Raw genomic sequence first — 14,465 nt, 5'->3', positions numbered from 1 at the left:
TTGAAAAGAGCGCGAAAGAATCGCGTTGAAGTGCTGGGGCGTCGCGTGATCGTAGAAGCTTTTCTTCGTTGGGTCGAAACGGCCAAGACAGGCGACCGGGCCCGGGCCGCAAGCGCTCTCGGGCGAGCCTATCTGCAGTCCGAAATGTCCGGCGACGAACGGGTGGCGGCCGAGATGGCGATGACCTTTCTTCTCGACGATCCGTCGCCGCGCGTGCGGCTTGCGCTTGCCGAGGCGATCGCCTGGTCGCCCAATGCGCCGCGCAGTCTGATCCTTTCGCTTGCCGAGGACCAGCCCGAGGTTGCCTGCCACGCGGTGACCTGTTCGCCGCTTTTGAGCGATGCCGATCTGGTCGACCTTGCCGCGCGCGGCAACGGCGCTACCCGCATGCTGATCGCGGCGAGGGCGCATGTGACTCGCCCGGTTTCCGCCGCCCTTGCCGAGGTCGGCGACGAAGAAGAGCTGCTCTGCCTGCTCGAGAACGACGGGGCGGCGATCTCCACTCCGTCGCTGAAACGCATCGCGGAGCGGCTTGGCGACTGCTGTGACATCCGTAACCTGCTTCTGGACCGCAGCGATCTTCCGGCCGATGCCCGCCAGCTGCTCACCCAGCATGTCAGCAATGCGCTGGTTAACCTGCCGCTGGCGCAGGCGGCGATCGGCCTGCAAAGGCTGGAACGGATCAGCCGCGAGGCGACCGAGGCTGCCATCGTTTCGATCGCCGGCGACGTCGCGCCGCGCGAAATACCCGATCTCGTGACGCATCTGCGCCTTAGCGGCCGGCTGACGCCGTCCTTCCTGATGCATACGCTCTGCGCCGGCAAGGTGGATTTCTTCGCCGGCGCGATCGTCGACCTGACCGCGTGCAGCGAGCGCCGCGTGCGTTCGATCCTGGCAACCGGGCGCATGCATGCCGTGCGTGCGCTCTATGAGTCCGCCGGCCTGCCCAGGGATATCAGCGTCGTCTTCGTCGAGGCGACGATGCTGTGGCGCGACGCCGCCAGAAAAGCGCCGGCGAGCGTGCTCGGCAATGTCTGCGGCCGTCTTCTCGAAAAATTCCGCCATCACGACGCGCATGGCGCGATCGGCGAACTGCTCGACATGGTGGAAAAGCTTAGTGTCATCGAGCAGCGACAATCGGCCCGCATCTATGCGGCGCTTGCGGCGGCCTAATCAGCTAGCCGCGTCGCCACCCAGGAATAGCTGGCGGAGACGAAATGCAATGGCTTGCTGAGTGTGTCTCTGACGCTTCTGCCCGAGGGCAGATGGGCGCGGACCTCGCCGGCGATGCCTTCAGCAAAACCGGCGATCCTTCCTGCTGGTTCCTCGGGCGCTGCGACAGCGACCTCGGGCGCCGCGGCGGGCATGGGCGCCGGCTTCGGCGGCTCGGCGACGGCGATGGCTTTCGGCGCCTCGCACACTGCGATCACCGAGGGATAGTTGACGTTCACATAAGTCTTCAGCCGTCGTTCGGCCTCGGCATCGCAGGCGGCAACGGTTTCCCAGCGTTTATCGACCGTCGCGACATAATTGCACTGGCTGATGGAATCGTCGCAGCCGAGAATGGTCATCGCGATCAGCAACGCTTGCATCTTCTGCTTCCTTGATTATTGAGCACTTCATCGTCTTAGAGGGAGCAATTCCAACCGAATGAAGGCAACGACATTAACTCTTCGTCATATCGGGGAAATTGTGCCCCGCGCCAGTAGAAGGAGCCAGCATGTCTGTCACCATTGCCCTGGAGCCGCCGCGCCAGGAGGGCGTCATCCGGCTTCTCGATCTTTCCGATGCCTATGCGCAATCGCTCTATCCGGCAGAAAGCAACCATCTGGTCGACCTCTCCTTACTGGAGAAACCTTCGGTGAGCTTCCTCGTTGCGCGTAACGGCGATGCGATCGTCGGCTGCTGCGCGCTGGTCGAGGCCGGCGATGGCACGGCGGAAATCAAGCGCATGTTCGTCGATCCCGAGGCGAGGGGGCTGAGGATCGCCAGTGGCCTGATGAATGCGCTCGAAGCAATCGCCGGGGAAAAGGGGCTGACGGCGATCCGGCTCGAAACCGGCATCTACCAGCCGGAGGCAATCGCGCTCTACCGCAAATACGGATATCGGGAAATCGAGCCTTTCGGCAGCTATCTGCCGGATCCGCTCAGCCTGTTTATGGAAAAGCGGCTGGGGTAACCCATCTGCGAAGCTATGTTCAGCCTTCGGCGACGCGCGGCATGGCCTTCGGCGAACCGGGGACTGGCGGCGGGGCCTGATCGTCGATAATGATCTGCGGTCCGCTTTCGCTCTTGTCGGCATTGCGGGCTTCGTGGATCCATTCGCGCCAGATGGCGACGATCAGCGCCATCAGCACCGGGCCGATGAAGATGCCGAGAAAACCCATCGTCTTGACGCCGCCGACAAGGCCGAAGAAGGTCGGCAGGAAGGGCAGCTTGATCGGACCGCCGACGAGTTTCGGCCGCAGCGTCTTGTCGACGATGAAGAGCTCGACCGTGCCCCAGACGAAGAGACCGATGCCGGCGACATGCGAGCCGCTCGCCAACAGATAGATGGAGACCAGCGAGAAGGAGAGTGGCGCACCGCCCGGTATCAGCGCCATCACGCCGGTCAGCACACCGAGCGTCACCGGCGAGGGCACGCCGGCAATCCAGTAGGCAAGGCCGAGCACTATGCCTTCGCCGATCGCGATCAGCGTCATGCCCATGACGGTGGAACTGATCGTCGCCGGCACGACGCGGGAAATGCGCTCCCAGCGGTTCGGCAGGATGCGCTCGCCGAGCATATCGATCTGCTTGGAGAAGGAGAAACCGTCGCGATAGACGAAGAACAACGCGATCAGCATGAAGAGCAGCGTCAGCAGCAGGTGGAAGGCGCCGCCGCCGGCCGCAAGTACGGCGCGGTAAATGTTGCCGATATTAGCGCCGCTGACCGCCTGGATGACTTCGCCGAGCGCGCCGGGACTGCCGATATATTTTGTCCAGACTTCATCGAGATAGGCGCCGGCCCAAGGCAATGCGACGATCCAGTCAGGCGTTGGGGCGCCGGCGCGGTTGGCGTGGATTGCCCAAGTGACCCAGGTGCGTACTTCGCCCGTCGTATAGGTCACAGCAAGCCCGATCGGGATGACCAGGAAAGTGATGATCATGATGATGGCGATGGTCGCGGCGATCGTCGTATTACCGCCGACGCGGGCAAGAAGCTTGCGGTAGAGTGGCCAACTGGCGAAGCCGATGACGAGGGCTGCGAGCACCGGCACGAGGAAGCCGTAGAAGAAATAGACGCCGGCAGCGACGACCAGGACCAGCAGCCAGCGCGCCGCCGAAATGGAGGGAATCAGCGGCGTGCGCGTCTGCGCCGACGATCCGAGCCATCGCGGTTCATGATTGCTTTTCTGACGGTCGAACACACCCACGCGCGCCTCTTCTTTTTCTTGTACTCTGGTTATGGGCCATCAACCCGGCGGTTTCAAGGTCCGCACCATGAAAGCGTATACAAAGCGTCGCTATTCGACCCTCAGACCCGGGCGTCTTACTGCTGCGGGCGGCTGAGAATCTTGAAGGCGTAGAATTGCGTCTTCTGGCTGGTCGAAAAATTATTATCGGAGCCGAGAATGAGAACATCGGTGCCGTCCTTGGCCTTGCCGAGCGACATGGCCTCGATATTGTCGGGAACGAGGCCGATCGCCCTCAAATCGAGGACCTGGCTCTTGCGGGCGGGACGACGCGCTGGTCGTTTTTGGCGAGGGACGCGATGGCGGATACATCGGTGGCGTCAGTCAGATCCATCATCATGATCTTGATGCTGTTGCCGAAGCCCTGGGCATAACTGCGCTCGACGGCGAGCAGGCGGTGATCGTCGAGGGCGAGCATCTCCGACATGCCGTTGTCATTGCCGCTGTCGGCCTTGGTGGCGGCCTGCGGGATCGGCGAGACCGGATAGACGTACTCGGCCTTCGGCTCGCCGGTGGCGCTGTCGTAACGGACGATGCGCGACAGGCTGCCTGACGTCAGCGAAGGGTTCGGGCCATCCTGGTAAAGGGCCGCTTCGACACCGACAAAAACGTCGCCTGAGGGCGCGATGGCAAGATCCTCGAAGGCGAGGTTGTCACGGATGCCGGTCGACTTGTCCGCGGTCGGCGCAAAGCCCTCCGGCAGCTTGAATTCGCGGACAAAGGAACCGTCCGGCGAAGCGACGCGGACGAAGGGCGGAAGCAGCGCCTTGCCGTCGCCTTCGCTGCCCCAATAGATGCCGTCCTTGCCGCGGCGGATCGATTCCGGATCGACGGTCCGGGCAGCGAAGGGCTCGCCGTTCTTATCTTTCAGCGTCACCTGCTTGACGACCGAAACGCCCTTGAGGCCCGAGGCATCGAGATCGACGTCGAGTTCGTAGAAGCGGGCCGGGCCTCTTTCCGAGCGGTCGTCGCTGATGGCGAGATAGTGGCCGGTGGCGGCATCGAAATCGAGGCCGGAAATGCCGCCGAATTCGACGCCGTTTTCCATGTGGCCGGTGGGAATGACGAATTCACCGAGATAGGAGAGCGAAATGCCGGCGGCACAATCGCCGAAGGGGCAGGCGGTCGCGAAGGTGGCCCCAATATCTGTGGTGCTGGCGGTGACGGTGCTGGACAGGAGAATGAAAGCGGCAGCCGCGAGAAAACGCTTGGTCATGACAAATATCCGGCAAGGGTTGAAAACGGTTCGACCGGCGCAAATGCTCCCAGGGGAAGGCGCGCCGACCGCTTCATGCGCCGGTTGTTTGACGGAGTTGTTACGGTTCTTCGTCAGTTCCGTGAAATCGTGAATACTAAAATGCGTGGCGACGAACCCGTGTCTGTCCGACCGCTCGGCGCGCTCGATGGCATACGCTAGATATCGAGATTCTCCGCGAAAGCCGCGCGATCCTGGATGAAGCGGAAGCGGGCTTCGGGCTTGGTGCCCATCAGATCGTCGACGGCGGCGCGCGTGCCTTCGAAATCGATCTCGTCGATCAGCACCTTGAGCAGGGTGCGCTTGGACGGATCCATCGTGGTTTCCTTGAGCTGAGCGGGCATCATTTCGCCGAGGCCTTTGAAACGGCTGATCTCGACCTTGGCCTTGCCCTTGAACTCCGTCTGCATCAACTCGGCGCGATGATTGTCGTCGCGGGCATAGGCGGATTTCGAGCCTTGGGTGATTTTGTAGAGCGGCGGCACGGCGAGGAAAAGATGGCCGCCACGCACCAGTTCCGGCATCTCCTGATAGAAGAAGGTGATGAGCAGCGAGGCGATGTGGGCGCCGTCGACGTCGGCATCGGTCATGACGATGATGCGCTCGTAACGCAGGTCTTCGTTGCGGTATTTCGACCGCGTGCCGCAGCCGAGCGCCTGGACGAGATCGGCGAGCTGCTGGTTGGCGCCGAGTTTTTCGCGGCCGGCGCTGGCAACATTGAGGATCTTGCCGCGCAGCGGCAGAATGGCCTGGTTGGCGCGGTTACGCGCCTGCTTGGCCGAACCGCCTGCCGAATCGCCCTCGACGATGAAGAGCTCGGCACCCTCGGCAGTGTTCTGCGAGCAGTCGGCGAGCTTGCCGGGCAGGCGCAATTTGCGCACCGCAGTCTTGCGGTTGACTTCCTTTTCCTTGCGGCGGCGCAGGCGCTCCTCGGCGCGTTCGATCACCCAGTCGAGCAGCTTGGCCGACTCGTTCGGGTTATCGGCAAGGTAATGGTCGAAGGGATCGCGCAGCGCGTTCTCGACGATACGCTGGGCCTCGACGGTCGCAAGCTTGTCTTTGGTCTGGCCGACGAATTCCGGCTCGCGGATGAAGACCGACAGCATGCCGACGGCCGAGATCATCACGTCGTCGGTGGTGATCTGCGCGGCGCGCTTGTTCTGCGTCAGCTCGGCATAGGCTTTCAGGCCCTTGGTCAGCGCGATGCGCAGCCCCGCCTCATGCGTGCCGCCTTCGGGCGTCGGGATAGTGTTGCAATAGGAATGCACCTGCGGATCGCCGCCATACCAGGTGATCGCCCATTCCATCGAGCCGTGGCCGCTGGTCTTCTCGGTCTTGCCGGCAAAGATCTCGCGGGTAACGGTGAACTCCTTGCCCATCGTCGCCTGGAGATAGTCCTTCAGGCCGCCGGGGAAGTGGAAGACGGCCTTGTCAGGCACCTCGGAACCTTCGGGCAGCACGCCCGTCTCGCAGCTCCAGCGGATTTCGACGCCGCCGAACAGATAGGCCTTCGAGCGCGCCATGCGAAAGACGCGGGCGGCATCGAACTTCATATGATCCCCAAAGATCTGGGGGTCGGGATGGAAGCGCACGCGGGTGCCGCGGCGATTGTGGACGTCGCCCAACTCTTCGAGACCGCCCTGCGGCAGGCCGCGGGAGAAGCGCTGGCGATAGAGCTTGCGATTTCGCGCCACCTCGACCTCGAGGTCGTCGGAGAGCGCGTTGACGACCGAAACGCCGACGCCGTGCAGGCCGCCCGAGGTCTCATAGGCCTTACCGTCGAATTTGCCGCCGGCATGCAGCTTGGTCATGATGACTTCGAGCGTCGACTTGCCCGGCACCTGCGGATGGTTCTCGACCGGAATGCCGCGGCCGTTGTCGGAGACGGTGAGATAACCCTCGAGGTCGAGATAGACCTCGATGAAATTGGCGTGGCCGGCGACCGCCTCGTCCATCGCATTGTCGATGACTTCGGCAAAGAGGTGGTGCAGCGCCTTTTCATCGGTGCCGCCGATATACATGCCAGGGCGCATGCGCACCGGCTCGAGGCCTTCAAGGACGCGGATCGACGAGGCGCCGTAATCATCCGAGTTCGAGGCGGCGGGCGCGGGACGTGCTGAGGCTCCGGCAGCAGGGGGTGCTGCGGCGACCGGCGCAGCCGGAGCCGACGGCCGTTCGGCGGGCGCCGCAGGCTTCTGCGCCTCCTCGCGTTTTTCAGAGAGGGGCATTCCGGAAAAGAGGTCGTTGCTATCGTCCATGGAGCCGTTCAGATCTTCATCCTGTCTTAGGTCTGGCTTGGGCGGGCATCCGCCGCCGACCCAAAATCACCGCATTTCATGCCACGTTTGCGAATCAGGCAGATTTTGCCAGAAAGCACATCTATACGCGACACCGCCTGTTTTGGCGGGCTTTTCCCAAATGATTTGCGTTGCCGGGTGCGGAATGGCAAGCGGCAGCAGGCTTCAGGAACCATCCGAATGCGAATGTCCACAAGTCATTGCACCATCTTGACGGCAATTGCGGCGTTTTTCTTGTCCGCGGCCATCCTGTCCGCTGTTGGCCCGGCGCAGGCAGCCGATGCTTTGCCGCCTTTCAAGGACGACCTGTTTTCGAAGCAGGCCGTGCTGCAGACGGGCGATGACGGCGCCTTCGAGGTCATCGACTATGACGAGATGCGAGATATCAACGGCCGCGATCAGGTCCCGCAGAAGCGGGTGCAGCAGAAATATGTGGCGCTCGCCATCCGCAAGACCCAAGCGGACGAGACGCTGTCTGTCGACGGTATCAAGCTCGATGTCACCAGGGTGGGACCGGCCGCGAATGCCGCCTTCACTGTGATTTTCGTCCATGGGCGCGACGGTGACCGGCGGCTCGGCGCCAATGACTATAGCTTCGGCGGCAATTTCAACCGGCTGAAGAACCTCGTCGCCGGCAATGGCGGCGTTTATTATTCGCCGACGGTCAAGGGCTTCGACAGCAACGGCGTTGCGGCGATCGCCGGCCTCATCCGATATGCCAGTGCGCAATCACCCGGTCGGCCGATCATCCTTTCCTGCGCCTCGATGGGCAGCCAGGTCTGCTGGGGCATTGCGCGTGACAGCGACAGCGTCAAGCGGCTGAAGGGCATGCTGATCATGAGCGGCGAGACCGATCCCGATTTCACCAGGAGCGCCCTCTACAAGGCGAAGCTGCCGCTCTGGTTCGCCCATGGCAGCCGCGATCCTGTCTATGCCGCCGCCGCCCAGCAAGCGCTGTTCGAAAGCCTGCACAAGGCAAAATATCCGGCGCGTTTCACGCTGTTTCAGACCGGCAATCACGGGACGCCAATCCGGATGATCGACTGGCGCAGGGTGTTGAACTGGATTCTCGCCGGCTAGAGCGCAGCGGGCCGATGCGTGAATTCAAAATGCTACCTCAGCGTGCCTGATAAGACGCGCGGCGCTATAGCGGACGATTTTCGGCAGAAATATGCGCGGGATCGCAGAGATTCCCCTTACGTCAAGGGCATGATGCTTTTCTTTGCTGCAAGCTTTTGATATTGCCCAAGGCATAAGCAGATTGTGGAAGGCCGGCATGACCCCTGACGTGCGCCCGCTTGTGGCGGGAAATTGGAAAATGAATGGCATGCGTGCCTCCCTGGATCAGATCAAGACGATCGCCGAGGGTGTTCGCCCGCCGCTGGCCGACAAGGTCGAAGCGCTGATCTGCCCGCCGGCGACGCTGCTCTATGTGGCGACGGCGCTGTGCACCGACAGCCCGCTGGCGATCGGCGCTCAGGACTGCCATCAGAACCCATCAGGCGCACATACCGGCGACATCTCGGCCGAGATGATTGCCGATTGTTTCGGCACCTATGTCATCGTCGGCCATTCCGAGCGGCGCACCGACCATGCCGAAACGGATCATCTGGTGCGCGCCAAGGCGGAGGCTGCCTTCGCCGCAGGGCTGACGGCGATCATCTGCATCGGCGAGACGGCGGATGAACGCCGGACAGGCCAGGCGCTCGACGTCATCAAGCGCCAGCTTTCCGCCTCGGTTCCGGACGGCGCCACCGCTGAGAGCACAGTCATCGCCTACGAGCCGATCTGGGCGATCGGCACCGGCGTAACGCCGACATCAGGTGATGTCGAAAAGGCGCATGCCTTCATGCGGGCAGAGCTTGCGGCCCGCTTCGGCGACGAAGGCCGGAAGATGCGTCTTCTCTATGGCGGCTCGGTCAAGCCGGCCAATGCCCATGAGCTGATGGGCATTGCCAATGTCGACGGCGCGCTGATCGGCGGAGCGAGCTTGAAAGCGGCCGACTTCCTCGCCATCTACCGGGCCTATGAGGCGCTGCTCGCCTGAGGCATTTTTTATTCCTGGGTTTATTCCCGAGTTTATTCCTGGCCGAAGGGCTTGGAATAGATGAAAGCCTCATGTAAAGAGCCGCCAGAATTCTTAACTTTGTCCGTCTCCAGGCGGGCAGGACTGGACCCATGCAGACCGTATTGATTGTCATCCATCTCATGATCGTGCTCGCCCTTGTCGGCGTCGTGCTCATCCAGCGCTCCGAAGGCGGCGGCCTCGGCATCGGCGGCGGTTCGGGCTTCATGTCGGCCCGCGGCACGGCCAATGCGCTGACGCGCACGACCGCGATCCTTGCGACCCTGTTTTTCCTGACCTCGCTCGGCCTCGGCATCCTGACGCGTTACGAGGGCCGTCCGAGCGACATTCTCGACCGCATTCCGGCAACAGGCGGCCAGGGCAACGGTATTCTCGATTCGCTCGGCGGCGCGCAGGCTCCGGCAACCCCGCCGGCCGGCAACGGCGTTCCGAGCAGCGGCGCGGCAGCACCCGCACCGCAGGCTCCCGCCGCTCAGGCGCCAGCAACTGGGGCGCCGGCAACTGGCACTCAGGCCCCGGCGGCCACCGCGCCTTCAACGACCGCTCCGGCAACGACTGCCCCGGCAACGCCCGCAGCTCCGGCCGCGCCGGCACCGGCTCAGCCCTCCGGCGTCCCGACGGGACAGTAAGCCGGTCTTCGACATAAACCGCCGGCAGGCCCTCGGGTCTGCCGGTTTTCTTTTGTTCAGATTCCTGCGCCACGCATCGAAAGTTCTGGAAAAGAATTTTTGGGCTGGTGGAATCGTTTTTGAAAAGGTATCCGGTGACTCCCATGGCGCGATACGTATTCATCACTGGCGGCGTGGTTTCCTCTCTCGGAAAAGGAATTGCGGCCGCGGCTCTCGGAGCGTTGCTGCAGGCCCGTGGATATCGGGTTCGGCTTCGCAAACTCGACCCCTATCTGAACGTGGATCCGGGCACGATGAGCCCGACCCAGCATGGCGAGGTCTTCGTCACCGACGACGGGGCGGAAACCGATCTCGATCTCGGTCACTACGAACGCTTCACGGGGCGTTCGGCGACCAAGACCGACAACATCACCACCGGCCGCATCTACAAGAATATCATCGACAAAGAACGGCGCGGCGATTATCTCGGCGCGACGGTGCAGGTCATCCCGCACGTCACCAACGAGATCAAGGATTTCGTCGTCGAGGGCAATGACGACTACGACTTCGTCATCTGCGAGATCGGCGGCACGGTCGGCGACATCGAAGCGATGCCGTTCATGGAGGCGATCCGCCAGCTCGGCAACGACCTGCCGCGCGGCACCGCCGTCTACGTTCACCTGACGCTGATGCCCTACATTCCGGCGGCCGGCGAGCTCAAGACCAAGCCGACGCAGCATTCGGTGAAGGAACTGCAGGCGCTCGGCATTCATCCCGATATCCTGCTGGTGCGGGCCGACCGCGAAATTCCGGAAGCCGAACGCCGCAAGCTCTCGCTGTTCTGCAACGTTCGCCCGTCTGCCGTCATCCAGGCGCTCGACGTCGCCAACATCTACGATGTACCGATAGCCTACCACAAGGAAGGCCTCGACGACGAGGTGCTCGCGGCCTTCGGTATCGAGCCGGCGCCGAAGCCGCGGCTCGACCCGTGGGAAGAGGTCTGCAACCGCATCCGCACGCCAGAGGGCGCGGTGACGATCGCGATCGTCGGCAAATATACCGGCCTCAAGGATGCCTATAAGTCGCTGATCGAGGCGCTGCATCACGGCGGCATCGCCAATCGCGTCAAGGTCAACCTTGAATGGATCGAGTCCGAGGTCTTCGAAAAAGAAGATCCGGCGCCCTATCTCGAAAAGGTGCACGGTATCCTCGTGCCGGGCGGCTTCGGTGAACGCGGTTCGGAAGGCAAGATCCACGCTGCCCGCTTTGCCCGCGAGCGCAAGGTGCCGTATTTCGGCATCTGCTTCGGCATGCAGATGGCGGTCATCGAGGCGGCGCGCAATCTCGCCGACGTGTCCGGTGCCTCCTCGACCGAATTCGGCCCGACGAAAGAGCCGGTGGTCGGCCTGATGACCGAATGGGTCAAGGGCAACGAGTTGCAGAAGCGCACGGCAGCCGGGGATCTCGGCGGCACGATGCGCCTCGGCGCCTACAAGGCGGCGCTGAAGAAGGGCACGAAGATCTCGGATATCTACGGTTCCACCGATATTTCCGAGCGTCACCGCCACCGCTACGAGGTCAATATCGACTACAAGGACCGGCTCGAAAACTGCGGCCTCGTCTTCTCCGGCATGTCGCCGGACGGCGTGCTGCCGGAGACGATCGAATATCCCGATCATCCCTGGTTCATCGGCGTACAGTACCACCCGGAACTGAAGAGCCGGCCGCTCGACCCGCATCCGCTGTTTGCCAGCTTCATCGAAGCAGCGACGGAACAGAGCCGCCTCGTCTGACGACTGACAGCCCCAGATCGCGTTGTTTCAGGCGCGATCTGGATAACATCCGTGCCTGCGCTAACTTGCCGGCATGACCCCTTCACGCAGCACCACCCTCTCACGCTTCATCGCAGCGCCGCGCGAGCGCATCTACCGCGCCTTCCTCGATGCAGATGCGGTCGCCACCTGGCTTCCGCCCGGTACGATGAAGGGCATCGTCCATGCCTTCGAGGGCAGGGAAGGCGGTGCCTTCAGCATGTCGCTCGTCTATCCCGACGACGAGGCATCGCAGCCGGGCAAGACCTCCGACAAGACAGACAAGTTCGAAGGCCGCTTTGCCAAGCTCGTGCCGGATGAACGAATCGTCTGGGCAACGGTCTTCGATTCCGAGGACGAGGGTTTTTCCGGCGAGATGACCGTCAGCACGATGTTGTCGCCTGTGGATGGAGGCACCGATGTGACGATGGTCTGCGACAATATTCCGTCCGGGATCCGCCTCGAAGACAATGAGGAAGGGTGCCGCTCGACGCTCGGCAAGCTGGCCGCCTTCGTCGGCGGTTGAGGATCGGCGGCAGGATATGCTGCCGCCGAATTCAACTTTCACGCAGCCGCCGGCAGCGGCCCGATATAGACCGAGCGTGGCCGGATCAGCCGGCCGTCGAGCGCCTGTTCGCGCGCATGCGCCAGCCATCCGACGGTGCGGCCGACCGCGAAGACGCCGGTGAAGGCCTCACGCGGAAAGCCGAGCGCTTCGAGCAACAGCGCGGTATAAAATTCGACATTGACGTCAAGCGGCCGGTTCGGCTTGCGCGCCTTCAGGATCGCCAGTGCAGTGGTCTCCACGGCTTCCGCCAGAGCGCCGCGGGCGCTGTTCACCTGGCCCGTTGAGATCAACGGCTTCAGCGCGCCCTTCAGCGCATCAGCGCGCGGATCGCGGACGCGATAGATGCGGTGGCCGAAGCCCATCAGCCTTTCGCCGCGGTCGAGCGCTTCCTCGATCCACGGATAAGCATTCTCCGCCGTTCCGATCGCATCCAGCATGTCGAGCACGGGACCGGGCGCGCCGCCATGCAGCGGCCCTTTCAGCGCGCTCACCGCCGCGAGTACGGAAGAGGTGAGGCCGGCCTGCGTCGAGGCAATGACGCGCGATGCGAAGGTCGAGGCATTGAGGCCATGGTCCGATATCGTCACGAGATAGGTGTCGAGTGCCGCTGTCTGCTCCCTGGTCGGCAATTTTCCAGTCAGCATGCGCAGGATATCGGCCGCCTGCGGCAGCGAGGCGTCCGGCGCGATCGGTCTTTTGCCGCGTTGCTTGCGAAGGATCGCCGGCAGGAAAACTGCGGGCGCAGCCAGAAGGCTGAGAGCGGTATCGAAATCCTCGCCGTCGGGAAGGCGGGCGATCAGCGCCCGCATCGCATCGACCGGAGGCAAAGCGAGCAGGGCGGCGTCAGCGGCCTTGATGTGGCCGAAAATCCTCGTTCGCGCCTGCGCCAACCAGTCGCGCAATTCCGCTTCGTCGAAGCTTTTTTCCATCAGCCCATCGAGCAATAGGGCGGCGACGCCTTCATAGGTGCCGTTTGCAATCAGGTGATCCAGCGATACGCCACGGATGATCAGTCGTCCCCCTTCGCCATCGACATCCGAAAGCTGCGTTTCGGCGGCAATGACATCTTCCAAGCCGTTTTTCATGTTGTTTCTCCTTTACGACCGGGATGATCCGACCTAGTTTCATTGACGTCAATCTTGACGCAATTGATCAATGTGAGGCTCCGATGCCGTGGCTGACCGCCGAGGAGGTGCTGCAGGCGCTGAAGACCAAGCCGCAAACGCTGTATGCCAACGTCAGCCGCGGACGAATCCGCGCCAAGCCCGATCCCGCCGACCCGCGCCGCAGCCTCTATCAAGCTACCGATGTACAGCGGCTTGCCGAACGCCATGCCGGCCGCCGCAAGACCGAAACGGTCGCCGCCGAGGCGATCCGCTGGGGCGATCCGGTTCTGTCGTCGGCAATCTCCACCATCATCGGCGGACGGCTTTTCTATCGCGGAAAGGATGCGGCCGGTTTCGTGGAAGCCGCGACGCTCGAGCAGACGGCGGAACTGCTCTGGAACGGCGCGGAAACACTCCCTGGTGGCAACGAGACCCGCCATGCCTCGCCGTCGCTTCAGGCGGCATTCCAGGCGCTGGCAGGGCGGGTGACATCGGATCTGCCATCGCTCGGCCGCTCGCAGGCAGCACTTCGCCGCGAAGCAAGCGGCGTCCTCCGCACCATCGCCGATGCACTGGCGCCGGGGCCTTTCGACCAGCCGCTGCATCTCAGGCTTGCGATAAGCTGGCAGCGGCCGGATGCCGCCGATTGCCTGCGCCGCGCGCTGGTGCTGCTTGCCGATCACGAACTCAACGCCTCGACCTTTGCGGCGCGGGTCACGGCATCGGCGGGGGCGGCCCTTTCGGCCGCCGTGCTGTCCGGTCTGGCGACGCTGACAGGGCCGCTGCATGGTGCCGCCTGGCAAGGCGTCGACGCCTTGATAGAGACCGCTTCCACCATTGGGGCGGAGAAGGCGATCCGCCGCACGCTTGCCCAGGGCAATCGCCTTTCGGCCTTCGGCCATCCGCTCTATCCGGATGGCGATGCCAGGGCCTTGGCGCTGCTGTCGCACTTCCCCCTGCCGCCGCAATTTGCCGAGGTCCGGAAAGTGGGCGAGGAGATGGTCGGCGAGAAGGTCAACGTCGATTTTGCGCTTGCCGCAATGGCCGCCGCCTTCGATCTCCCGAGGGAGGCGCCGATCATCATCTTTTCGCTCGCCCGTTCCGTGGGTTGGCTGGCGCATGCTATGGAGCAGATCGACAGCGGCGAATTGATCCGGCCGCGGGCGCGTTATGCAGGACCGACGCCTGAAACGGGCACCAAAACTTGAATTCCGCCTCCGATTGCGCTGGTTAGCTTTTTTGCCTAGGGAAATATCCGAATTCGGCTATCATGCTTCAC

12 protein-coding genes and 1 pseudogene are annotated in these 14,465 nt (G+C 63.0%); 8 read left to right on the top strand and 5 right to left on the bottom strand.

Features of this window, described 5'->3' with window-relative positions; translation table 11 throughout:
• The first annotated feature begins 30 nt into the window (after positions 1–30).
• Complete coding sequence (locus N2600_RS10935) at positions 31–1,173, top strand: DUF2336 domain-containing protein (protein WP_260298733.1); 1,143 nt, start codon at positions 31–33, stop codon at positions 1,171–1,173.
• Here N2600_RS10935 and N2600_RS10930 read toward each other — a convergent pair.
• Positions 1,170–1,592, bottom strand: a complete 423-nt coding sequence (locus N2600_RS10930) for a hypothetical protein (protein WP_222385065.1) — start codon at positions 1,590–1,592, stop codon at positions 1,170–1,172. The two genes, N2600_RS10935 and N2600_RS10930, sit on opposite strands and share 4 nt — an antisense overlap.
• 128 nt (positions 1,593–1,720) lie before the next feature.
• On the opposite strand from N2600_RS10930, the gene N2600_RS10925 reads away from it, so the two are divergent.
• The gene (locus N2600_RS10925; RefSeq protein ID WP_222385064.1) at positions 1,721–2,179 is read left to right on the top strand and encodes a GNAT family N-acetyltransferase; all 459 of its coding nucleotides are present in this window, start codon (positions 1,721–1,723) and stop codon (positions 2,177–2,179) included.
• Positions 2,180–2,198: 19 nt separating this feature from the next.
• Here the strand turns inward: N2600_RS10925 and N2600_RS10920 are convergent, their stop codons facing one another.
• From N2600_RS10920 to parE, 3 genes and pseudogenes are all read right to left on the bottom strand, one after another.
• Positions 2,199–3,416, bottom strand: a complete 1,218-nt coding sequence (locus N2600_RS10920; protein WP_222385063.1) for an AI-2E family transporter — start codon at positions 3,414–3,416, stop codon at positions 2,199–2,201.
• A 116-nt stretch (positions 3,417–3,532) separates the two neighbouring features.
• Positions 3,533–4,671: pseudogene (locus N2600_RS10915) on the bottom strand (esterase-like activity of phytase family protein).
• A 197-nt stretch (positions 4,672–4,868) separates the two neighbouring features.
• The gene (gene parE / locus N2600_RS10910) at positions 4,869–6,968 is read right to left on the bottom strand and encodes a DNA topoisomerase IV subunit B (protein ID WP_260298732.1); all 2,100 of its coding nucleotides are present in this window, start codon (positions 6,966–6,968) and stop codon (positions 4,869–4,871) included.
• Between the two features lie 219 nt (positions 6,969–7,187).
• On the opposite strand from parE, the gene N2600_RS10905 reads away from it, so the two are divergent.
• The 5 genes from N2600_RS10905 to N2600_RS10885 all read left to right on the top strand — a co-directional run bounded on the left by N2600_RS10905 (position 7,188) and on the right by N2600_RS10885 (position 12,038).
• Positions 7,188–8,087 (top strand): alpha/beta hydrolase, encoded by a 900-nt coding sequence (locus N2600_RS10905; RefSeq protein WP_260298731.1) that lies wholly within the window; start codon positions 7,188–7,190, stop codon positions 8,085–8,087.
• 196 nt (positions 8,088–8,283) lie between these two features.
• Positions 8,284–9,054 (top strand): triose-phosphate isomerase, encoded by a 771-nt coding sequence (tpiA, locus tag N2600_RS10900; RefSeq protein WP_132609359.1) that lies wholly within the window; start codon positions 8,284–8,286, stop codon positions 9,052–9,054.
• A 131-nt stretch (positions 9,055–9,185) separates the two neighbouring features.
• On the top strand, positions 9,186–9,722 hold the full coding sequence (gene secG, locus N2600_RS10895) for a preprotein translocase subunit SecG (protein ID WP_072638396.1): 537 nt from the start codon (positions 9,186–9,188) through the stop codon (positions 9,720–9,722).
• Positions 9,723–9,865: 143 nt separating this feature from the next.
• Positions 9,866–11,494, top strand: coding sequence for a CTP synthase (locus tag N2600_RS10890; RefSeq protein WP_222385059.1), 1,629 nt, complete (start codon positions 9,866–9,868; stop codon positions 11,492–11,494).
• A 73-nt stretch (positions 11,495–11,567) separates the two neighbouring features.
• Positions 11,568–12,038 (top strand): SRPBCC family protein, encoded by a 471-nt coding sequence (locus N2600_RS10885; protein WP_222385058.1) that lies wholly within the window; start codon positions 11,568–11,570, stop codon positions 12,036–12,038.
• A 38-nt stretch (positions 12,039–12,076) separates the two neighbouring features.
• Here the strand turns inward: N2600_RS10885 and N2600_RS10880 are convergent, their stop codons facing one another.
• Entirely contained in the window at positions 12,077–13,165 is a 1,089-nt protein-coding gene (locus N2600_RS10880; protein WP_222385057.1) for a citrate synthase/methylcitrate synthase, read from the bottom strand.
• An 83-nt stretch (positions 13,166–13,248) separates the two neighbouring features.
• Here N2600_RS10880 and N2600_RS10875 point away from each other — a divergent pair, with 83 nt between their 5' ends.
• Positions 13,249–14,394, top strand: coding sequence for a citrate synthase (locus tag N2600_RS10875; protein ID WP_222385056.1), 1,146 nt, complete (start codon positions 13,249–13,251; stop codon positions 14,392–14,394).
• Positions 14,395–14,465 lie beyond the last annotated feature (71 nt).

Origin of the sequence: Rhizobium sp. WSM1274 (assembly GCF_025200775.1) — a bacterium.
GTDB classification, from domain to species: Bacteria; Pseudomonadota; Alphaproteobacteria; order Rhizobiales; family Rhizobiaceae; genus Rhizobium; species Rhizobium leguminosarum_I.
Note: the sequence above shows the minus strand (reverse complement) of the source record. Positions and strands in the feature narration are given on the sequence as shown.

Coding starts and splice junctions, on each gene's coding strand:
- N2600_RS10930 (WP_222385065.1), bottom strand. CDS start 1,592: ATGCAAGCGTTGCTGATCGCGATGACCATTCTCGGCTGCGACGATTCC.
- N2600_RS10925 (WP_222385064.1), top strand. CDS start 1,721: ATGTCTGTCACCATTGCCCTGGAGCCGCCGCGCCAGGAGGGCGTCATC.
- parE (WP_260298732.1), bottom strand. CDS start 6,968: ATGGACGATAGCAACGACCTCTTTTCCGGAATGCCCCTCTCTGAAAAA.
- N2600_RS10905 (WP_260298731.1), top strand. CDS start 7,188: ATGCGAATGTCCACAAGTCATTGCACCATCTTGACGGCAATTGCGGCG.
- tpiA (WP_132609359.1), top strand. CDS start 8,284: ATGACCCCTGACGTGCGCCCGCTTGTGGCGGGAAATTGGAAAATGAAT.
- secG (WP_072638396.1), top strand. CDS start 9,186: ATGCAGACCGTATTGATTGTCATCCATCTCATGATCGTGCTCGCCCTT.
- N2600_RS10890 (WP_222385059.1), top strand. CDS start 9,866: ATGGCGCGATACGTATTCATCACTGGCGGCGTGGTTTCCTCTCTCGGA.
- N2600_RS10885 (WP_222385058.1), top strand. CDS start 11,568: ATGACCCCTTCACGCAGCACCACCCTCTCACGCTTCATCGCAGCGCCG.
- N2600_RS10880 (WP_222385057.1), bottom strand. CDS start 13,165: ATGAAAAACGGCTTGGAAGATGTCATTGCCGCCGAAACGCAGCTTTCG.
- N2600_RS10875 (WP_222385056.1), top strand. CDS start 13,249: ATGCCGTGGCTGACCGCCGAGGAGGTGCTGCAGGCGCTGAAGACCAAG.